Annotated in this window: 19 protein-coding genes; 13 read left to right on the top strand and 6 right to left on the bottom strand. The window is 68.4% G+C overall.

The window, feature by feature from the left end; all coding sequences use genetic code 11:
- Positions 1-74 precede the first annotated feature (74 nt).
- Positions 75-1,274 carry a tyrosine--tRNA ligase gene (gene tyrS, locus C5O18_RS00740; RefSeq protein WP_105190977.1) on the bottom strand — a complete coding sequence of 400 codons (1,200 nt, stop codon included), beginning with the start codon at positions 1,272-1,274 and terminating at the stop codon, positions 75-77.
- A 140-nt stretch (positions 1,275-1,414) separates the two neighbouring features.
- Between tyrS and C5O18_RS00735 the strand changes: the two genes are divergently transcribed.
- Positions 1,415-2,542 carry an anhydro-N-acetylmuramic acid kinase gene (locus C5O18_RS00735; protein ID WP_105190976.1) on the top strand — a complete coding sequence of 376 codons (1,128 nt, stop codon included), beginning with the start codon at positions 1,415-1,417 and terminating at the stop codon, positions 2,540-2,542.
- Positions 2,543-2,582: 40 nt separating this feature from the next.
- Here C5O18_RS00735 and erpA read toward each other — a convergent pair whose 3' ends face one another.
- From erpA to argC, 4 genes are all read right to left on the bottom strand, one after another.
- Positions 2,583-2,915 carry an iron-sulfur cluster insertion protein ErpA gene (erpA, locus tag C5O18_RS00730; protein WP_206389673.1) on the bottom strand — a complete coding sequence of 111 codons (333 nt, stop codon included), beginning with the start codon at positions 2,913-2,915 and terminating at the stop codon, positions 2,583-2,585.
- Between the two features lie 108 nt (positions 2,916-3,023).
- Positions 3,024-3,278, bottom strand: a complete 255-nt coding sequence (locus tag C5O18_RS00725) for a bactofilin family protein (RefSeq protein WP_105190974.1) — start codon at positions 3,276-3,278, stop codon at positions 3,024-3,026.
- On the bottom strand, positions 3,257-3,961 hold the full coding sequence (locus C5O18_RS00720; protein ID WP_105190973.1) for a DUF6776 family protein: 705 nt from the start codon (positions 3,959-3,961) through the stop codon (positions 3,257-3,259). Before C5O18_RS00720 ends, C5O18_RS00725 begins: the two co-directional genes overlap by 22 nt.
- Positions 3,961-4,992, bottom strand: a complete 1,032-nt coding sequence (gene argC, locus C5O18_RS00715) for an N-acetyl-gamma-glutamyl-phosphate reductase (RefSeq protein WP_105190972.1) — start codon at positions 4,990-4,992, stop codon at positions 3,961-3,963. The genes C5O18_RS00720 and argC overlap by 1 nt, the downstream gene beginning before the upstream one ends.
- A gap of 161 nt (positions 4,993-5,153) precedes the next feature.
- Here argC and hemJ point away from each other — a divergent pair, with 161 nt between their 5' ends.
- The 5 genes from hemJ to C5O18_RS00690 are packed head-to-tail and all read left to right on the top strand — an operon-like array spanning position 5,154 to position 9,478.
- Entirely contained in the window at positions 5,154-5,576 is a 423-nt protein-coding gene (hemJ, locus tag C5O18_RS00710; RefSeq protein ID WP_105190971.1) for a protoporphyrinogen oxidase HemJ, read from the top strand.
- Positions 5,576-6,361, top strand: coding sequence for a hydroxymethylpyrimidine/phosphomethylpyrimidine kinase (locus tag C5O18_RS00705; RefSeq protein WP_105190970.1), 786 nt, complete (start codon positions 5,576-5,578; stop codon positions 6,359-6,361). Before hemJ ends, C5O18_RS00705 begins: the two co-directional genes overlap by 1 nt.
- On the top strand, positions 6,354-6,995 hold the full coding sequence (gene thiE / locus C5O18_RS00700; RefSeq protein ID WP_105190969.1) for a thiamine phosphate synthase: 642 nt from the start codon (positions 6,354-6,356) through the stop codon (positions 6,993-6,995). The genes C5O18_RS00705 and thiE overlap by 8 nt, the downstream gene beginning before the upstream one ends.
- Positions 6,992-8,278, top strand: coding sequence for a glutamate-1-semialdehyde 2,1-aminomutase (hemL, locus tag C5O18_RS00695; RefSeq protein WP_105190968.1), 1,287 nt, complete (start codon positions 6,992-6,994; stop codon positions 8,276-8,278). Before thiE ends, hemL begins: the two co-directional genes overlap by 4 nt.
- 3 nt (positions 8,279-8,281) lie before the next feature.
- Positions 8,282-9,478 carry a DUF3108 domain-containing protein gene (locus tag C5O18_RS00690; protein ID WP_105190967.1) on the top strand — a complete coding sequence of 399 codons (1,197 nt, stop codon included), beginning with the start codon at positions 8,282-8,284 and terminating at the stop codon, positions 9,476-9,478.
- 6 nt (positions 9,479-9,484) lie between these two features.
- Here the strand turns inward: C5O18_RS00690 and mrcB are convergent, their stop codons facing one another.
- Complete coding sequence (gene mrcB, locus C5O18_RS00685) at positions 9,485-11,773, bottom strand: penicillin-binding protein 1B (protein WP_158249227.1); 2,289 nt, start codon at positions 11,771-11,773, stop codon at positions 9,485-9,487.
- A gap of 90 nt (positions 11,774-11,863) precedes the next feature.
- On the opposite strand from mrcB, the gene C5O18_RS00680 reads away from it, so the two are divergent.
- The 7 genes from C5O18_RS00680 to pcnB form a co-directional block, all read left to right on the top strand.
- Positions 11,864-13,183 (top strand): PfkB family carbohydrate kinase, encoded by a 1,320-nt coding sequence (locus tag C5O18_RS00680; protein WP_105190965.1) that lies wholly within the window; start codon positions 11,864-11,866, stop codon positions 13,181-13,183.
- An 83-nt stretch (positions 13,184-13,266) separates the two neighbouring features.
- Positions 13,267-13,749, top strand: a complete 483-nt coding sequence (gene dksA, locus C5O18_RS00675) for an RNA polymerase-binding protein DksA (RefSeq protein WP_105190964.1) — start codon at positions 13,267-13,269, stop codon at positions 13,747-13,749.
- A 12-nt stretch (positions 13,750-13,761) separates the two neighbouring features.
- Positions 13,762-14,646, top strand: a complete 885-nt coding sequence (gene gluQRS / locus C5O18_RS00670) for a tRNA glutamyl-Q(34) synthetase GluQRS (RefSeq protein ID WP_105190963.1) — start codon at positions 13,762-13,764, stop codon at positions 14,644-14,646.
- 85 nt (positions 14,647-14,731) lie between these two features.
- Positions 14,732-14,908: a hypothetical protein gene (locus C5O18_RS10660; protein WP_164488757.1), complete on the top strand. Its 177-nt coding sequence runs from the start codon at positions 14,732-14,734 to the stop codon at positions 14,906-14,908.
- The gene (locus tag C5O18_RS00665) at positions 14,898-17,846 is read left to right on the top strand and encodes a sensor histidine kinase (protein ID WP_105190962.1); all 2,949 of its coding nucleotides are present in this window, start codon (positions 14,898-14,900) and stop codon (positions 17,844-17,846) included. Before C5O18_RS10660 ends, C5O18_RS00665 begins: the two co-directional genes overlap by 11 nt.
- Positions 17,843-19,213, top strand: a complete 1,371-nt coding sequence (locus tag C5O18_RS00660) for a sigma-54-dependent transcriptional regulator (RefSeq protein ID WP_105190961.1) — start codon at positions 17,843-17,845, stop codon at positions 19,211-19,213. The genes C5O18_RS00665 and C5O18_RS00660 overlap by 4 nt, the downstream gene beginning before the upstream one ends.
- A gap of 432 nt (positions 19,214-19,645) precedes the next feature.
- On the top strand, positions 19,646-20,847 hold a 1,202-nt coding region (pcnB, locus tag C5O18_RS00655; RefSeq protein WP_146089161.1), incomplete at its 3' end, for a polynucleotide adenylyltransferase PcnB.

Raw genomic sequence — 20,847 nt, 5'->3', positions numbered from 1 at the left:
CGGTTTCCGCATCGTTCGCTCACTTTTCGGGCGAAACCGGCCGGAAACGCTCGAAAAGCGTGCAAAACCAGGCCTCAGGCCAGCGTCACCCTGGCGATAGCCTTCTTGCCGGACTGGATGACATGCGTGGCGCCACGCTGCATGACGAAGCCGGCATCCGCCGGCGCACCATCGATGTAGACCGCCGCGCGCTGGATGACATCCTTCGCCGCCGCCGAATTCCTGGTCAGGCCTGCGCGATTGAGCACCGCCACCAGATGCAGGCTGTCGGCACCTTCATCGGCCGTGATGGTCACTTCCGGCACATCATCCGGAATCTCGCCCTTCTGCAGGATGTTGCCGGCGCCCTTGTGGGCACCAGCCGCCGCCTCGGAACCATGGAAGCGGGTGATGATCTCTTCCGCCAGCAGCCGCTTGACCTCCTGCGGATTGCGACCCGCGGCGACTTCGGCCTGGAAGCCGGCAACCTCTTCCGGAGAACGGAAGCTGAGCAGCTCGAAGTAGCGCCAGAGCACCGTGTCGGGCACCGACAGCAGCTTCTGGTACATCTCGCCCGGCGCATCGGCGACACCGACGTAGTTGCCCAGCGACTTCGACATCTTCTGCACGCCATCCAGCCCCTCGAGGATCGGCAGAGTGATGCAGACCTGCGACGGCTGGTTGTAGCGCCCCTGCAGCGTGCGCCCCATGAGCAGGTTGAACTTCTGGTCGGTGCCGCCGAGCTCGACATCCGCCTCCAGCGCCACCGAGTCGTAGCCCTGCAGCAGCGGATAGAGGAACTCGTGGATGGCGATAGGCTGCTGTGCCGCGAAGCGCTTGGTGAAGTCATCGCGCTCCATCATGCGGGTCACGGTGTACTGCGCCGCGAGCTGGATCATGTCGGCAGCCGACTTGTTGTTCATCCACTCGGAATTGAAAACCACGCGGGTGCGCAGCGGATCGAGGATCTTGAACACCTGCTCGGCGTAGGTACGGGCATTGGCCGCGACCTGATCGGCGGTCAGCGGCTTGCGGGTGACATTCTTGCCGGTGGGGTCGCCGATCATGCCGGTGAAGTCGCCGATCAGGAAGATGACCTCGTGGCCCAGATCCTGGAACACCTTGAGCTTGTTGATCAGCACGGTATGCCCGAGATGCAGGTCGGGCGCGGTCGGATCGAAGCCGGCCTTGACCCTGAGCGGCCTGCCGCTGCGCAGCTTCTCCAGCAGTTCGTCGACCTGGATGATTTCTTCGGTGCCGCGCTGGATGCGCGCCAGTTGCTGTTCGGGAGTCATCACGCCTGTTCACCTCGTTTGCGAGCGCGCGATTCTAGCACCTGCGCGACATGGCTTCATGCCCGCATCGCCAGTTAAGCTAGCCGGCAACAGGCCGGGCCGCAGGGGCGACCGAGCCGCCGGCGAGGAGTCCGCTCGAGATGACAGGGTTGTACATCGGCATCATGTCGGGAACCAGCGTGGATGCCATCGACGCCGTGCTCGTAGACTTCGACACTCCAGGCACCGGCGGCCCGCAGCTGCTGGCCAGCATCAGCCATGCCTGGCCGGACGGCCTGCGCCGTGAACTGCTGGCCCTCGGCGCAGGCGGCGAGCGCGAGCTGGACCGCGCCGGGGAAGCGGACCGGCAAGTCGCGGAACAGTTCGCCGGCACCGTGACCGCGCTGCTGCGCCAGGCCGGGCTCGAGCCTCGCGACATCCGCGCCATCGGCAGTCACGGGCAGACTGTCCGCCATCGGCCCAACCTCGCCCATCCCTTCACGCTGCAGCTGGGCGACCCCAACACCCTGGCCGAGCGCACCGGCATCGCCGTGGTGGCGGACTTCCGGCGCCGCGACATGGCCGCAGGCGGCCAGGGTGCACCGCTGGTGCCGGCCTTCCATCAGGCCCTGTTCGCGCACCCCGGGGAATACGTGGCCGTGCTCAACCTCGGCGGCATTGCCAACATCACGCTGCTGCCGCCGGATGGCGATGCCGCCGGCTACGACACCGGTCCGGCCAACATGCTGCTCGACGGCTGGTGCCAGCGCCACACCGGCCAGGCCTTCGACCGCGACGGCGCCTGGGCCGCCAGCGCGACCGCGGATGCCGCCCTGCTCGAACGCCTGCTGGCGCATCCCTACCTGGCACGCACGGCACCGAAAAGCACCGGCCGCGAAGAGTTCGGCATGGACTGGCTGGACGCGCTGCTGCAGGACTTCGATCTGCCGCCGGTCACGGTGCAGGCTTCCCTGCTGGCCCTCACCGCGCGCAGCGTGGCTGACGCCCTTGACCGGCACGCGGATGGCGGGAAACTGCTGCTCTGCGGCGGCGGCGCACACAACAGCGCGCTGACAGCGGCACTTGCCGCCCTGCTCCCGCGCTGGAGACTGGCCAGCACCGGTGATCACGGCCTGGATCCGTCCTGGGTGGAGGCAACAGCCTTCGCCTGGCTGGCACGCCAGACCGTGCTCGGCCTGCCCGGCAACCTGCCGGCGGTGACCGGGGCCTCAGGCCCGCGGGTACTGGGTGGCTATTATCCGGGCAGGACGGGCATCAGGCTGCCCTGAGGCAGGCCCCGGCACCGCGAACACGGCACCGGCAAAACCGTCAGATGGAGAACGAGGAGCCGCAACCGCAGGTAGAGGACGCATTGGGGTTGCGCACGACGAACTGGGAGCCGTTCAGCCCCTCGACATAATCGACCTCCGAGCCGACCAGATACTGGAAGCTCATGGGATCGACCAGCATGGTGACGTCACCGTTGGAGAAGTGGGAGTCACCCTCCTTCTCCTCCTCGTCGAAGGTGAAGCCGTAGGAAAAGCCGGCACAGCCGCCGCCGGTGATATAGACGCGCAGCTTGAGGTCCTGGTTCTCCTCGCCGTCACGCAGCTTGCGCACCTTGGCAGCAGCCTTGTCAGTCAGGATCAGGGCAGCATTCATGTCAGTCATCTCTCGCCTTCCAGCACTACTCGGCAGGGCATGTGCCAATTATGCGCCTATGTTAGGCGGCCGAGAAGTCCGGCGCTGGAGTCGCCGGCCAAGCCAAGCTCAGGACGCCAGGGTCGCCGGCTCGGCACCACCCACCGGCTGCATGCTGCCGGTGACCTGGGCACCCAGCATCATTTCCATGCTCTGGTAGGTGACGGTGCCGAAGACGCGGGCACCGGCAGCCAGCTCGAGATGCTGCAGGCAGGTGAGATTGCCGCGCACGGTGCCGTTGATGATGGCGTTGGGCACATCGATATCGNTTCTTTTTCTTGCTGCTGAGCATTGCGCACATCCTATCGATTCTTGACTTCCCATTTGAAACGGCGCTCCACGGTGGAGCTGCCGCCCTTGATCTGGATATCCACCCGCTCCGGCGTGAAGCCGGCAGGCACGGCCCACTCGCCGCTGAACTGCTGGTAGTAGCGCAGCTGGATGCGGGGCTGGTCGAGCGTCATGTCCTGGTGCCGACCGCCGGCACCCTGCAGGCGGACACGCACGCTGCCCTGCAGCACCGCGCCGGACGGGTTGTTGCGCGTGATCAGCAGTCGATAGCGCACAACGCCGGGGGCGGGGCCCGGCAGCAGCTCGAACAGGTCGATGTCGACCGGCATGGCCGCCGCCTTGGGCGACGCCATGCGCTTGAAGAAGGCCACACGGTCATCGAGCGCGGCCATGCTGGCGAGCAGCTCCTGGTTCTCGACCTGCAGCTTCGCCGATGCCTCTTCGATGATGACGTATTCCTTCGCCTTCACCGCCGCCTTCTCGCGCTCGTTGCGCAGCTTGCGGGAGAACTCGGCCTTGATGTCGCGCACCTGCTGCTCGGCGCGCACATCGGCCGCCGAGTCGGTGACGCGGCCGAGCAGGAAACCGGCTGCGAGCGCCAGCAGCGCGATCAGCAGCACGCCGGCGCGGCTGGTCAGGAAGCGGCCGACCGGCCCCGCCTCGCTGGGCAGCAGCACATGCAGGCGGTGGCGCCGGACCCGGTTGCGGCGCGCCATCAGGGCAGCAACGCGATCTGTCCGAGGCCGGCCCGCTCATCGAGTCCGAACATCAGGTTCATGTTCTGCACGGCTTGTCCTGCCGCGCCCTTGACCAGGTTGTCGATGACCGACAGCACCACCACCGTGTCGGCGCCCTGCGGCCTGAACACGGAAATGCGGCAGGTGTTGGCGCCCTTCACGCTGCGCGTCTCGGGATGACTGCCGGCCGGCATGACATCGACGAAGGGTTCGCCGGCGTAGGTCTGCTCGTACAGCGCCTGCAGCGACTCGACTTCGCCGGTCAGGCGCGCGTAGAGCGTGGCGTGGATGCCGCGGATCATCGGTGTCAGGTGCGGCACGAAGGTCAGGCCGACCGGCGCGGCGGTCATGCCGCGCAACCCCTGGCGGATTTCCGGCAAATGACGATGGCCGGCGACACCGTAGGCCTTGAAGCTCTCGCTGGCTTCGCAGAGCAGGCTGTGCACCTCGGCCTTGCGACCGGCGCCGGAGACACCGGACTTGGCATCGGCGATCAGGCTGCCGGCATCGACGATGCCCGCTTTCAGCAGCGGCAGGAAGCCGAGCTGGACGGCGGTCGGATAGCAGCCCGGGTTGGCCACTAGGCGGGCGCCGCGGATGGCTTCGCGGTTGACCTCGGGAAGACCGTAGACGGCCTCGGCGAGCAGGTCCGGGCAGGCGTGCGGCATGCCGTACCACTGCTGCCAGTCATCCGTGCTCTTGAGGCGGAAGTCGGCCGCCAGGTCGACGACGCGAACGCCTGCGGCAAGCAGCTCCGGCACCTGCTTCATGGCAATGCCGTTGGGCGTGGCGTAGAACACCACGTCGCAGGCCGACAGCACATCGACGCGCGGCTCGCTGAAGGCGAGGTCGACGCGGCCGCGCAGGTTGGGGAACATCTGGGAAACCGGCTGCCCGGCCTCGCCGCGCGAGGTGATCGCGGCGATCTCGACATCCGGATGCTGAGCCAGCAACCGCAGCAGTTCGACACCGGTGTAGCCCGTGCCGCCGACAATACCGACCTTGATCACACCCTGCTCCTCGGGTTGTCCAGACTGATGAATGACTCAGGATTATCCGGAAAGCGCGGAGATGGGGCAAACCATTCCGCACGCACTGTCCGCCGCGCCACCCCCGCAGTGGCGGCAGCGCCCGGTTCTTGGCAGACTGCGGGCCTCGCGAGGAGAAACCCATGCTCTGGCTGAAAGCCTTCCATATCGTGGCGGTGGTGTGCTGGTTCGCCGGCCTGTTCTACCTGCCACGACTGTTCGTCTATCACGTTGACACGCCGGATGCCGCAGGGCGCGAACGCTTCGCGACCATGGAGCGCAAACTCTACCGTGGCATCATGACACCTTCCCTGCTGGCCACCGTGATCCTCGGCGGCTGGCTGCTGGTCGAGGGCTGGCCCTACTACGCGACCCAGGGCTGGATGCACGCCAAGCTGTTCCTCGCCGTGCTGCTGATCGGCTACCACCATGCCTGCGGCGTCTACCGCCGCCAGCTCGCCGAGGAGCGCTGCTGCCGCAGCGGGCGTTTCTTCCGCGTGTTCAACGAACTGCCGGTACTGATGCTGGTGGCCATCGTCGTGCTGGTCGTGGTGAGGCCGTTCTGATGCGCCCGGTCACGCTCTGCTTCTCCGGCCTCGATCCTTCCGGCGGTGCCGGCCTGCAGGCCGATATCGAGGCCATCGCGGCACTGGGCGGACATGCCGCCGTGGTCGCCACCGCGCTCACCATCCAGGACAGCAGCCGCGTCTACGGCTTCGAGCTGGTGGCGCCCGCCTTCATGCAGGCGCAGGCCGCGCGCGTGCTCGCCGACCTGCCGGTGGCCGCGGTGAAGCTGGGCATGCTGGGATCGGCCGAAGCCATCCGTGCCGTGCAGGACAGCCTGGCCGGGCACCGCCACCTGCCGGTGGTGATGGACCCGGTGCTGGCCGCAAACTCCGGCGGCTCGCTCGCCATGGAAGACCTGCGCCAGGCCCTGCTGCAGGCCATGCCGGCGATGACGCTGATCACCCCGAACACGCCCGAGCTGCGACAGCTGGCCGCCTGCGAAGACCTGGACGCCGGCATCCGCGTGCTGACGGATGCCGGCGCCCGTGCGATCTGGCTGAAAGGCGGCCACGAGCCGGGCGAGGAACTGGTCAACCGCCTCTACGAAAACGGCCGGCTGACGCTGGAAACACGCCAGCCGCGCCTGCCGGGCGAGTTCCACGGCTCCGGCTGCACCATGGCGTCGGCGATCGCCGCCGGACTGGCGGCCGGGCAGGACCTGCACGCCGCCATCCGCGCCAGCGAGCGCCTGCTGCGCCGTGCGCTCGAACAGGCCGACCGCCCGCGCGCCGACGGCCAGTGGCTGCCGCGCCGCGTTCCGGGCCCGGGAGACCGCGATGCCTGAACGGCTGCGCGGGCTCTACGCCATCACCGACACCGCGCTGCAGCAGGGCAGGCTGCTGGTGTCGACCGAGGCGGCCCTGCTCGGCGGCGCGCGCATCGTGCAGTACCGGGACAAGAGCGCCGACCATGCCCGCCGCCATGACGAGGCCGGCGCGCTGCGCCAGCTCTGCCACCGGCACGGTGCCCTGTTCCTGGTCAATGACGATGTCGCGCTGGCACACGCGGTGCGTGCCGACGGCGTGCACCTGGGCCAGGGCGACGCCACGCTGCGGGTCGCGCGCGCGCAGCTGGGTGCACAGGCGGTGATCGGCATAACCTGCCACGACAGCCTGGCGCTGGCGCAGGCGGCCGCCGACGGCGGTGCCGACTACCTGGCCTTCGGCGCCATGTTCGCCTCGACCAGCAAGCCGCAGGCGCGCACCTGCCCGCTGCCGGTGCTGGCCGAGGCGCGACGCCGCTTCGCCCTGCCGCTGGTGGCGATAGGCGGCATTACCCCGGATAATGCCGGCCAGGTCGCCGCCGCCGGCGCCGACGCGCTGGCGGTCATCGCCGCGCTCTGGCAGGCCGCCGACATCCACGCCGCAGCCGCAGCGCTGGCGCGGACATATTCACCAGCCATGAGCAGCACGACATGAGCAGCAACCGTTCCGAAGCCCTTTTCGCCGCCGCCTGCGAACACATTCCCGGCGGCGTCAACTCGCCCGTGCGCGCCTTCCGCGGCGTCGGCGGCAACCCGGTGTTCTTCTCCCGCGCGCTCGGCGCCTATCTGTTCGACGCCGACGACCGCTGCTACATCGACTATGTCTGCTCCTGGGGCCCGGCCATCCTCGGCCACGCGCATCCCGACGTGATCCGCGAAGTGCAGGAGGCCGCCACGCTGGGCCTGTCGTTCGGCGCGCCGACCGAGGTCGAGGTCGAGATGGCCGCCACCGTGCGACGGCTGGTGCCGTCCATGGACCTGGTGCGCATGGTCAGCTCCGGCACCGAGGCCACCATGAGCGCCATCCGCCTGGCGCGCGGCCACACCGGCCGCGATGTGCTGGTGAAATTCGAAGGCTGCTACCACGGCCACTCCGATTCGCTGCTGGTCAAGGCCGGCTCCGGCGCGCTGACGCTGGGCGTGCCCAGCTCGGCCGGCGTGCCGGCGAGCCTGGCAGCGCATACGGTGACCCTGCCCTACAACGACATCGAGGCCGTGGAGGCCTTCTTCCGCGAGCGCGGCCATGAGGTCGCCTGCGTGATCGTGGAGCCGGTGGCCGGCAACATGAACTGCATTCCGCCCGTGCCCGGTTTCCTGCAGGCGCTGCGGCAGGTCTGCGACGACAGCGGCGCGGTGCTGATCTTCGACGAGGTGATGACCGGCTTCCGCGTCGCCCTGGAGAGCGCCCAGGGGCTGTACGGCGTGCGCCCGGACCTGACCACGCTGGGCAAGGTCATCGGCGGCGGCATGCCGGTGGGCGCCTTCGGCGGCCGCCGCGACATCATGGAGAAGATCGCGCCGCTGGGCCCGGTGTACCAGGCCGGCACGCTGTCGGGGAATCCGATCGCCATGCGCGCCGGCCTGAAGACGCTGTCGCTGATCAGCCAGCCCGGGCTCCACGAGCAGCTGTCGGCACGCGCCCGCGCGCTCTGCGACGGCTTCGAGGCCGCCGGCCGCGCCGCCGGCGTGCCCGTCACCACGCATCAGGTCGGCGGCATGTTCGGCCTTTTCTTCAGCGACAAGCCGGTCTGGTCCTACGCCGATGCCATGGCCTGTGACAGCGCGCACTTCCAGCGCTTCTTCCATGCCATGCTCGAGGAAGGCGTGTATCTGGCGCCATCGGCCTTCGAGGCCGGTTTCGTGTCCATCGCCCACACGGCCGCAGACATCGACAACACGATCGCTGCCGCCGAACGCGCCCTGCGCGCCACGCGCTGAGCCATGAAAGCCCGGCGCCGGCTGTTCTGGGCGGTGGCCGTGTCCGCGGCCCTGCACCTGCTGTGGCTGGCCGACATCGAATGGCGCTGGCCGCTGGCCGGCGACGACACCGGCGACGTACTCGAGCAGCAGGAGGCCGAGGCCGTCAAGCGGGTGCGGCTGGCGCTGCAGAAGCCTGCGCCGGCCGCTTCGCCGGTGATCCCCTTGGTGACCCTGCTGCCGGCCGGCGGGCTGGCGTCACCCGCAGCGGAACCACCGCCGCCCAGACCCAGACCTGCGCCCCCCGCACCGGTACCGGAAGCCGCAGCCACACCCGACACCGGGACGGACAACGCCAGCACGCCGGCAGTCGCCGATGCCCCGGCGCATGAGCCGGAGCCCCCCGTCGAGCTGCCGCCCAGCTTCCCGGTCTCGGTGCTGGCCATCCAGCGCGCCAACTACTACGGCTTCCGCATGGAACTGCGCCAGCAGTGGCTGATGGAGGGCGACCGCTACGTGATCCGCAACGAGGCCAGCAAGTTCGGATTCAAGGCGGTGATCAGCAGCGAAGGCAGGGTCTCGCCGGAAGGCCTGCGGCCGGAGCGCTACCGGCTGCTGCTCAACAATGCGCTCAAGCAGTTCGCCGACTTCGACCGCGCCGGCGGCGTGCTGGTGCACGGCCGTGACGACAGCCGCCGCACCACCCCGCTCAGCGATGAAATGCAGGACATGGCCAGCCTGCCCTACCACGTGGCCGTCAGCTACGAAGGCAAGCAGGAGCAGCGCCTGCGCGTGACCACCGGCAGCTCGGTCTACGACATCGTGCTCAGGCTGGTGTCGGAAGACCGGCTGCGCCTGCCCGGCGGCGAGCTGCGCACCCTGCACCTGGTCGGCTCGCGCACCCACCGCGACGGCAGCCAGCAGACCGGCTACGACATCTGGCTGGCGCCGGACTACCTGAATTTCCCGGTGCGTTTCCGTGGCCCGGACAGCAAGGGCAACATTCTGGAAATGTCGGTGCTGTCGCTGACCTTCGACGGTCGCCTGGTGTTCGGCAAGGACATCCGCGAAGAAGCACTGCCGCCCGAGCCCGACGCGCTGCCACCGGGGCTGGCCGACGAACTCACCGAAGGGCTGCTGCCGGCACCGGCGGAGAAGAACCCAGCCGCCAGCGAAGCAAGCCGCCCGGACGAATCCGGAACGGTCACTGCCGACGACTGATTCAGGTCACTGGCGGCGGAACAGATTCATCACGCCATCGACCACGGAGTCGATGAAGGCGGGCACGCCGCCCGCCGCGCAGGCGGTCATCTCCTGCGGCCGCCCCTTTGCCGAGACCGGCACCTGCACGCCGCCGGAGCAGGTCTCGTTGCTCAGTCGCCCGGTGTCCGCGTCCAGCCACTCCCAGGCCACGGATGGCGGCATGGCCGGCGCCGCTGCCGCCGGCTGCAGGCGCACCATCAGATCGGTCCACACCGGCAGCGCGCCGCTACCGCCGGACAGGCCGGTCGGCTTGTTGTCGTCACGCCCCAGCCAGACCACCGCCAGCAGGTCGCCAGCCGCGCCGGCGAACCAGCTGTCGCGCAGGTCGTTGGTGGTGCCGGTCTTGCCCGCCAGCACCATGGCGGCCGGCAGACGCTGGTAGGCCGACGCCCCGGTGCCCTGGCGCATGACCTGCTGCAGGCCGTAGTGCAGGACATAGGCATCGGCGGGGTCGATGACCTGGCGACGCTCGCCGTCGAAGCGCTGGAGCGCATTGCCCTTGGCGTCCACCACCTCGCGGATGCTCTGCAGCGGCGCGCGCACGCCGGACAGCATGACCTGGTAGAGCTGCAGCACATCCATGGGGGTCTGGTTCAGCGCCCCCAGCAGCAGCGACGGATAGGGCTTCATGTCGCCCTCCACGCCGAGCTGGCGCAGGGTGTTGATGACCGCCGGCAGACCCACCGTCATGCCCAGGCGCACTGCGGCCTGGTTGTAGGAATTCGCCAGCGCCGTGCGCAGGGGCACCACGCCATGGCTCTGCTGGTCATAGTTCTGCGGCTGCCAGACCTTGCCGGCGTCGCTGACCACCTCGACCGGGCCGTCGTCGAGCGGCGACATCCAGGTGTACTGCCCCGATGACAGCGCGGTCAGGTAGATGGCCGGCTTGAGCAGCGAACCAACCTGGCGCGAGGCATCGATGGAGCGGTTGTAGCCGGTGAAAGTGCCGGTGCCGCCGAGCAGGGCGCGCAGCTCGCCATTGCGCAGGTCGGCCGCCAGCACCACGCCCTCCAGCTTGTCCAGGCTGCGCCCCTGCTTGCGCAGGCGGGCGATGGTCGAGTCCAGCGCCGCCTCGGCGGCGTTCTGCGCGCGCGGGTCCAGCGTGGTGAAGATCTTCAGGCCCTGGCTGCTGAGGTCCTCGGCCTGGTAGCTGTCGCGCAGCTGGCGCCGCACCAGGTCGAGGAAGTCCGGGTAGAGGTTGGTGGCGGCCATGGGCCGCTCCAGCACGCCCAGCGGCAGCTGCATGGCGGCATCGCGCTCGGGCCGGCTGATTCGGCCTTCGCGGTAGAGGTTGTCGAGCACCAGGTTGCGGCGTTCGAGCGCGCGTGCCGGCTGGCGGCGCGGGTTGTAGTACGACGGCCCCTTGACCATGCCGACCAGCAGCGCCACCTGCGGCAGCGACAGCTCCGACAGCGGCTGGCCGAAGTAGTACTGGGCGGCGAGGCCGAAGCCGTTCACCGAGTGGTTGCCCTGCTGGCCGAGATTGACCTCGTTGAGGTAGGTCTCGAGGATCTCGTCTTTCTCGTAATGCCACTCCAGCAGCAGCGCCATTAGGGCTTCGTTGACCTTGCGGCGCAGGGAGCGCTCGTCGGTCAGGTAGAAGTTCTTCACCAGCTGCTGCGTCAGCGTGCTGCCGCCCTGTACCACCGAGCCCGCCGAGGCGTTGACCAGGAAGGCGCGCAGGATGCCGCGCAGGGAAATGCCGACATGACTGTAGAAGCGCTGGTCCTCGGTCGCCAGCAGTGCCTCCACCAGATGCGGCGGCGCTTCCTTGAGCTGGATCAGGATGCGGTCTTCGTTGTGGCTGGGGTAGATGCCGCCAATGGCCAGCGGCTCCAGACGCACGGCGCCGCCCTGCCCGGGCTGCGTGCTCGCCAGCTCGCCGATGCGCTCGCCACTGAAGCGCAGGCGCAGCAGCTGCGGCTGCTCGCGCTTGTCGCTGAAGGCGAAGCCGCGCGAGTGCAGGTACAGGGTGTTGCCCTGGAATTCGTAGGTGCCGGGGGTCGGCGCGCCGGCCACCGGCCGGTAGTTGAGCAGCGCCAGCTCCTCGCGCACGGCCGTCGGCGCCACCGGCAGCCCGGCCTGCAGCACCAGCGGACGGGCATAGACGCGCGCGGGGATGGCCCAGCGCTTGCCTTCGAACTTCTCGCGCACGATGCCGTCGAGGTGCATGACATAGGCGCCGCCGGCGACCACCACGATGAGCGCGGCGAGCATCGACAGCAGCACCAGCACGGTTCTGGCGCGCTGCATTACGGAGTCGGCTTTCGGCACAACGGCTTCCCTGGCACGGACAATGGCGGGCATTGTACCCGCGCCTCCGCCGCCCCGGAAATCACGAGGATGGCGTTCCCGGCCAGCCTCCCTATAATGCCACTCGCTTTTTCGTCCACATCACGCCATTCCGGAGACGCCGCCGCCATGACCGACCGCCTCGACATCTATGCCATCGGCAATGCCCTGGTCGATCTGGAATACCGCGTCGAGGACGCTTTCCTCGCGACCCACGGCATCGAGAAAGGCATCATGACCCTGGCCGACGCCGAAGCCCAGGGCCGCCTGCTGGCCGCGCTGGATGCCGGCCACGCACGCGTGAAGCAGGCCTGCGGCGGCTCGGCGGCCAACACCATCATCGCCGCCAGCGCCTTCGGCGCGCGCTGCTTCTACAGCTGCAAGGTCGCCAGCGACACCCTCGGCCACTTCTACCGTGACGACCTCATCGCCGCGGGCGTCGCCACCAACCTGCGCGAGCAGCTCCCCGAGGGCACCTCGGGGACCTGCGTGGTCATGGTCACGCCGGACACCGAGCGCACCATGAACACCTACCTCGGCATCACCGCCGATGTCTCCGCCGGCGAACTCGATCCGGACGCGCTCGGCCGCAGCAGCTGGCTCTACATCGAGGGCTACCTGTGCACCTCGGAGACCGCGCGCGCCGCCGTGGCGCAGGCCCGCGACACCGCACGCGCCGCCGGTGCCCGGCTGTCGCTGACCTTCTCCGACCCGGCCATGGTGCAGTACTTCCAGCCACAGCTGCGCGAGCTGCTGGGCGATGGCGTCGACCTGCTGTTCTGCAATGAGGATGAAGCCCGCGGCTTCGCCGGCACCGACGATCTCGATGCCGCCCTCGGCACGCTCCGCCAGCACGCCAGCCAGGGTGTCATCACCCGTGGCGGCGACGGCGCCTGGGCCTGGACGCGGGATGCCGTCATCGAGCTGCCGGCCGTGCCCGTGCAGGCCGTGGATACCCTGGGCGCGGGCGACAGCTTCGCCGGCGCCGTGCTTTTCGGCCTGAGCCGGGGCTGGAGCCTGGAGGCCAGCACGCGACTGNACCGCCGAATGAGTTTCAGACTCTGCGCCCTCGCCGAGCTCGAAGAGAACGTCGGCCGCAGCTTCCGTTCGCCGCAGGGCGAGGTCATCCTCGTGCTCCGCGACGGTCAGGTCCACGCCTGGCAGAACATCTGTCCGCACCTGGGCATCAACCTGGAGTTCAACCCGGACGAGTTCATGGACAGCGAGAACTACTACCTGATCTGCAGCAACCACGGCGCGCTGTTCCGCGTCGAGGACGGCGTATGCGTCAGCGGCCCCTGCCAGGGCGAGGCGCTGCTGCCGGTCGCCATCCGCACCGAGAACGGCGACATCCTGCTGAGCGAGGCATGAGCCGCACGCCGGCAGGCAGATCGCGTTTGCGCCGCTCCGGTGGCTCTGCTATAGATTCCCGATTGATCGTTTGAGAGACCGTCATGGCTACCCGCACCACTGAGAAACCGGCCACCGACAAGGCCAAGAAGAAGCCAGCCGCCGGCAACGGACTGATCCACGGCCTGGCCCCCTACAAGGAGGTCAAGGGCGAGGACTACATGAGCGCCCCGCAGCTCCAGCACTTCCGCAACATCCTGCAGGCCTGGAAGCGCGAGCTCATGGAAGAGGTCGACCGCACGGTGCACCACATGCAGGACGAGTCCGGCAGCCTGCCCGACCCGAACGACCGCGCCACCCAGGAAGAGGAATTCTCCCTCGAGCTGCGCACCCGCGACCGCGAGCGCAAGCTGATCAAGAAGATCGACAAGACGCTGGAAAGCATCGAGAAGGACGACTACGGCTACTGCGACGACTGCGGTGTCGAGATCGGCATCCGCCGCCTCGAGGCCCGCCCCACGGCCACCCTCTGCATCGACTGCAAGAGCCTGCAGGAAATCAAGGAAAAGCAGCTGCTGGGCGGCTGAGTCCGGCCTGCTGTGCCGTCAGCTCCCGTCATCGGGCGCTTCGCGCCATCCCCCACCGGACCGCTGCACCTGGGCTCGCTGATCGCGGCCCTGGGCAGCCTCGCCGACGCCCGCAGCCAGGGCGGCCGGTGGCTGTTGCGCATCGAGGATATCGACCCGCCACGCGAACAGCCCGGTGCCGCCGACAGCATCCTGCGCAGCCTGGAACGCCACGCCCTGCACTGGGACGGCCCGGTGCAGTACCAGCACGATCACGCCGAACGCTACGAGGACGCCCTCGCACGCCTGCGCCGTAGCGGCGATATCTACGCCTGCATCTGCTCGCGCGCCGCCCTTGCCCGCGCCGGCGTTCCTGACTGCCTGGGTGGCTGCCGAGCCACCACGCACGCGGCCCGGGGCATGCCGCCGGCAGGGGCCTGGCGGCTCCGCCACGGCGGCGCGGTGCACTACCGGGACCGGCTGCGCGGCGAACTGAGCGAGGACCTCGGCGTCACCTGCGGCGACTTCGTGCTCAAGCGTCGCGACGGCCTCTACGCCTACCAGCTCGCCGTGGTGGTCGATGATGCCGCCAGCGGCATCACCGATGTCGTGCGCGGTGCCGACCTGCTCGACAACACCGCCCGCCAGTGCTGGCTGATGCAACGGCTGGGCCTGCCACGGCCGCGCTACCTGCACCTGCCGCTGATTGTCGGTGCCGATGGCCAGAAGCTCTCCAAGCAGAACCACGCGCCGGCCCTGCGCGACGACGAGGCCGCCCGCAACCTGTGGCAGGCACTGGACTTCCTGCGCCAGTCCCCGCCGCCGGAGCTGGCCCGGAGCAGCCCGGCAACGATCGTCGACTGGGCCGTCGGCCACTGGCGACCGGACGCCATCCCCCTGGCCGATATGCCGGCGTGAGCCCGGCCAGCTCCCGGCTTTGCGCCCCGCAGCAAAGCTGCTAACTTGCCCCCCTGCCCCACAAGCGTGCACACGGAGACCTGCGGTGTACATCGATCGGCTGATCCTGCTGTTCGTGGCCGGCGCCTATCTGCTGTCTCCGGTCATCATCGACTGGTGGAGCGATGGCGGCAGCGCCTGGTACCGCCCTTACATGGTCTGGGGCGTGCTGATCGCGCTCGCGTTCTGGGTGACCCGGAGTCGAGACCTGAATGACCTTTAGTCCGGCACTGCTGTTCGGCCTGGCCACTCTCTACCTCGGCCTGCTCTTCCTTGTCGCCTATGCCAGCGAGAACGGCCAGCTGCCGCTGCGCTGGGTCCGCCACCCGTTCGTGCACGTGCTCTCGCTGGGCGTCTTCATCAGCTCCTGGGGACTGTTCGGCGTGGTGCAGTTCGCCGCCGAAAGCGGCTTCAACTTCCTCACTTTCTACCTCGGCCTCGCCGGTGCCTTCCTGATCGCGCCCATGTTCCTGCAGCCGCTGCTGCGCCTGGCGCGCACCCACCGGTTGGGCTCGCTGCCCGACCTGCTGGCCTTCCGCTTCCGCAGCCAGGCCGTGGGCACCATCTCCACGCTGGCCATCCTGGTCGGGGTCATGCCGCTGCTGACCGCGCAGATGCAGACCATTTCAGAGATCGGCCGCATGCTCACCGGCGGCACCAGCACGCGCCCGCTGGGCGTGATCTTCTGCAGCATGCTGATCGGTTTCACCCTGCTGTTCGGTGCCCGCTCCCAGGCCTCCCGCCAGCAGCAGAACGAAGGCCTGGTGGTCGCCATCGCGCTGGAATCGCTGATCAAGCTGGTCGCCCTCGGCGCAGTGGCGCTGTATGCCTACTTCTCCGTGTTCGGCGACCTCGGCGGACTGGACCAGTGGCTGGGCGAACACCCCGAGGCGCTCAACCAGCTGTTCCAGCCGCTCAAGGAGGGCTACTGGCACAGCCTGCTGCTGGTCTTCTTCTTCTCCGCCGTGGTCATGCCCTGCATGTACCAGATGGCTTTCACCGAGAGCCAGGAGCCGCGCAACCTGCTGGTGGCGAGCTGGGCCTTCCCGCTCTACCTGCTGCTCATGGCGCTGGGCATTCCGGTCATCCTCTGGGCCGGCCAGACCCTGGGCCTGCCAGACTCGCCCGAGTTCTACAGCCTGGGCCTGTCCATGCACTCGGGCTCGGCCACGCTGACCCTGCTGCTGTTCATCGGCGCGCTGGCCTCCACCAGCGGGATGCTCATCGTCACCACGCTGGCGCTGGCGAGCATGATCCTCAACCACGTGGTGCTGCCCCTGCGCGGCTGGCGCCCGGACGATGCCCTGTACCAGCAGACGCTGCGCCAGCGCCGGCTGCTGATCATCTGCATACCCTTCGCCGCCTTCCTGCTGTCATGGCTGCCCGAGCTGCGACCGGACAGCACGGAAATGTCCATGCTGTCCTTCGTCGCCACCCTGCAGCTGGCGCCCGGGCTGGTCGCCCTGCTGCTGTGGCCGCGCGCCACCCGCAGCGGCATGATCTGGGGACTGGTCTTCGGCATCGCGGTCTGGTTCATGACCCTGGCGGCACCGGCGCTGTTCTCTCCCGGCCTCGACGGCGACCAGCTGTTCGGTCTGGTTACCGCCAACCGGGTCGATCACTGGCAAGCCATGGGACTGATCGCGACCCTCGGCAACGGCATCGTGCTTATCCTGCTGTCGCTGCGCTCGCCGCAGAACGACAGCGACCGCGAAGTGGCGAACGCCTGCTCCATGGACAACCTGCGCAGCCCGGCCCGCTGGAGCCTGGCCGCCAGCTCGGTGCAGGACTTCGTCGATGCCCTGGCGCCTGCCCTCGGTCCGGTCACCGCCGAGCGCGAAGTGCGCATGGCGCTCACCGACCTCGGCCTCAAGCAGGACGAGCACCGCCCCTACGCGCTGCGACGCCTGCGCGACCAGCTCGCCGCCAACCTCTCCGGCCTGCTCGGCCCGAGCATGGCCCAGGACCTGATCGACCAGCAGCTGCCGCAGCAGATCCTCCCCGACAGCCCCGGCGATGACATCCACTTCATCGAATCGCGCCTGGAGGAGTACCGAGACCGCCTCTCCGGCCTCGCCGCCGAGCTCGACATGCTGCGCCGCTTCCACCGCCAGACCCTGCACGACCTGCCGCTGGGCGTGTGCACGCTGGCCGGCGACCTCGAGGTGCTGAGCTGGAACCGCGCCATGATGGACATCACCGGCCTGCCCGACGAGCTGGTGATCGGCTCACGCCTGGGCAGCCTGCCGCCGCCGTGGAACCAGACCCTGCAGGCCTTCCTCGACGACCCCAGCGCGCAGGCGCTGCGCACCCGCACCGAAGTCGACGGCGTGGCGCGATGGCTCAACCTCCACCGGGCCATGATCGGCGACGCCGCCGGCAACCTGGTGCTGGTCATGGAAGATGTCACCGCCCTGCAACAGCTGGAGTCGCGCCTGCACCACGCCGAGCGCCTGGCCGCCGTCGGCCGCCTCGCCGCCGGCGTGGCGCACGAGATCGGCAACCCGGTCACCGGCATCGCCTGCCTGGCGCAGAACCTGCGCGCCGAGCACGCGCCCGGCGACGAGGTGCACGAGTCGGCCAGCGCCATCATCGAGCAGACCCAGCGCGTCAGCCGCATCGTGCAATCGCTGGTCGGCTTCTCGCGCAGCGAGCACCACGTGGGCGGCGAATTCGAGGCCGTGCCGCTGGCCGCCGTGGTGCAGGAAGCCATCCACCTGCTCAAGCTGTCGCCGGAGGCACGCTTCACCGACTTCCGCATGCACATCGCAGCCGAGCTGGAAGTCACCGGCGATGCCCAGCGCCTGTGCCAGGTGTTCATCAACCTGCTCAGCAACGCCCGCGATGCCAGCACGCAGCGCGGCGAGATCCTGATCCGCGCGGAACGGCACGGCCCGTCGGTGCGCATCGAGATCGAGGACTTCGGCCACGGCCTGCCGGACGGCAGCATCCGCGATACCCTGTTCGAGCCATTCGTGACCACCAAGCCGGCCGGCAAGGGCACCGGTCTCGGGCTGGCGCTGGTTCATGGCATCATTGAGGCCCACCAAGGCCGGATTCAACTGATCGACAAACGCGACTACGATCAGGGAACCGGTGTCATTGTGCAGATCACGCTTCCGGCGGCGCGCGCCGCCCGGGACCAGGAGCAGTCGGTGTGAGTTACATTCTGGTAGTCGACGACGAGCAGGTCATCCGGACCAGCCTCAAGCGCCTGCTCGAGCGCAACGGCTACGACGTGGCCGAAGCCGGCAGCGTCGACGAGGCCCTGCTGCAGCACCAGATCGACGGCTTCGACCTGATCATTTCCGACCTGCGCCTGCCCGGCCTGCCCGGCACCGCGCTGATCGACAAGGCCGGCACCACGCCGGTGCTGATCATGACCAGCTTCGCCAGCATCCGCTCGGCCGTGGACGCGGTGAAGGCCGGCGCCGCCGACTACATCGCCAAGCCCTTCGACCACGACGACATGCTGCTCACCGTCGACCGCATTCTGCGCGAACGCCTGCTGGTGCGGCAGAACGCCGCCTTGCGCCAGGAGGTTGCCCGCGCCCTGCCGGACAGCGGCATCATCGGCTCCTGCGCAGCCATGCAGGAGCTGCACCGGCGCATCGGCCGCGTGGCGCCGCTGAACACCACCGTGCTGGTGCTGGGCGAGTCCGGCACCGGCAAGGAGCTGGTGGCTCGGGCCCTGCACGAGCAGAGCCCGCGCCGCAACGCGCCGCTGATCTCGGTCAACTGCGCCGCCATTCCAGAGTCGCTGATCGAATCCGAGCTCTTCGGCCACGAAAAAGGCGCCTTCACCGGCGCCCAGGGCGTGCGCAAGGGCCTGGTGGAAGCGGCAGATGGCGGCTCGCTGTTCCTCGACGAGATCGGCGAGCTGCCGCTGGAGGCGCAGGCCCGCCTGCTGCGCCTGCTGCAGGAAAAGGAGGTTCGCCGCCTCGGCGCCACCCAGTCGCGCAAGATCGACGTGCGCCTGATCGCGGCTACCCACCGCAACCTGCGCCAGCTGGCCGCCAACGGCCAGTTCCGCGAGGACCTGTTCTTCCGCCTCAACGTGGTCGAGCTGAACCTGCCGCCGCTGCGCGAGCGCGGCGATGACATCCTGGAGATCGCATCCCGCCTGCTCGCGCGCACCGTCGAACGCCTCGGCACGCAGCCGCTGAGCTTCAGCTCGGCCGCGCTGGACGCCATGAACCGCTACCACTGGCCGGGCAACATCCGCGAACTGGAAAATGCCATCGAGCGCGCCGTCATCCTGTGCGAGGGCGAAAGCATCACCCCGGAACTGCTGGCCATCGAGGTCGCCGAGCCGGAGCCCGAGGAAACGGATGCCGGCGAGGATGGCGGCGAGCCGCCGGCCGGGCTGTCGCTGGAAGACTACTTCCAGCATTTCGTGCTCGAGCACCAGGACCAGATGTCCGAAACCGAACTGGCGCAGAAGCTGGGCATCAGCCGCAAGACACTGTGGGAGCGACGCCAGCGCTTCGGCATTCCGCGCCGTCGTCAATCCACCGATAGTCTGTAGTCCGCGTTACCCATCTACACAATGCTGTTACGCAGGTAACGACCGAAACAGCGATGCGCCCCGCAGCAAAGATCCGACAGATTTACAAATTACTGTTTTTCATAAACAAAATAATTTTTCGAAAGTTGGCACGGTCCCTGCTATGTCTACTGTGCGGACATAACAACAACTCGCCGCGGTCAGTGCGAAAGCATCGACACCCATAAAAAAAGCGCCTGCAAGGACGCAGGAAAGCGATAGCCGGGATGCCGGGCAAAAAGAAAAAAACAGGCCCAGAACAATAAGACGGTCATAAACCGCACACACCGTTCAGCGTACGCGGGAGGCACCACCTCCCGCTTTGCGTTTCTGGACCCGCCTTACGCCATACCGCCCCACGCCGGACAAAGTTGGTATGATGCGCGCCTCACCGGTTCTGACGAGACACCAAACATGCTGAAGGGATGGCTAGATCGCTTGCGCGGACACGGCAAGACGCCCTCACGACTGAAGCCTGTCATCATCCCTCGCGATCATCACCCGATCTCCCGGAAGAACATCAGCAGCGCCGCGGTGAAGACGCTCTATCGCCTGCACGACAACGGCCACCAGGCCTTCCTCATCGGCGGCGGCGTGCGCGACCTGCTGCTGGACATGATCCCCAAGGACTTCGACATCGCCACCAGCGCGACGCCGGAAGAGGTGAAGCAGATCTTCGGCGGCCAGTGCCAGGTCATCGGGCGCCGCTTCCGCCTGGCGCATGTGCGCTGGGGCCGCGAAGTCATCGAGGTGGCGACGTTCCGCGCCAACCACGCCGAGGGCGACGACAGCACCGCGCGCACCAGTGCCGACGGCCTGATCCTGCGCGACAACGTCTGGGGCAGCATCGAGGAAGATGCCGCCCGGCGCGATTTCACCATCAATGCCATCTATTACAACATCGCCGACTTCAGCCTCTGGGATTTCGCCAAGGGCCGCAAGGACCTCGACGCCCGCGTGCTGCGCCTGATCGGCGACCCCGAGACACGCTACCGCGAAGACCCCGTGCGCATGCTGCGCGCGGTGCGCTTCGCCGCCAAGCTCGGCTTCACGATTGCCGACGGCACCGCCAAGCCCATCCCCGAGCTGGCTTTCCTGCTCGAGGACATGTCGTCGCACCGTCTCTACGACGAGTGCCAGAAACTGTTCGGCGCCGGCCACGCCGCGCCGCTGCTGCCGCTGCTGATGCGCTACGGCCTGTTCGAGCCGCTGTTCCCGGAAGCCGTGCTGCACCCCTGCGACGACCTCTGGCGCCGGACGGCCGAGAACACCGACGACCGCATCAACGAAGGCAAGGGCATCAATCCCGCGTTCTTCTTCGCATCCCTGCTCTGGGGTGTCGCGCAGGCTCGTCAGCAGGACCTGCTCGATGACGGCGTGCCGGCGGTGCCGGCCTGGCAGCAGGCCGGCCAGCAGACCCTGTCGGCACAGCATGTGCGCACGGCGATTCCCCGCCACATCGCGCAGACCATCCGCGATATCTGGGAAATGCAGCCGCGACTGGAACACCCGCGCGCACGCCAGGTCGAAGCCATGGCGCAGAGCGAACGCTTCCGCGCCGCCTATGACTTCCTGGTCCTGCGCGAGCAGTCCGGCGAAGACACCGGCCGCATGGG

The sequence above is a fragment of the Amnimonas aquatica genome (assembly GCF_002943415.1).
GTDB classification, from domain to species: Bacteria; Pseudomonadota; Gammaproteobacteria; order Pseudomonadales; family Moraxellaceae; genus Perlucidibaca; species Perlucidibaca aquatica_A.
The sequence above is the reverse complement of the archived record's forward strand: the minus strand, read 5'-3'. Positions and strand labels throughout refer to the sequence as shown.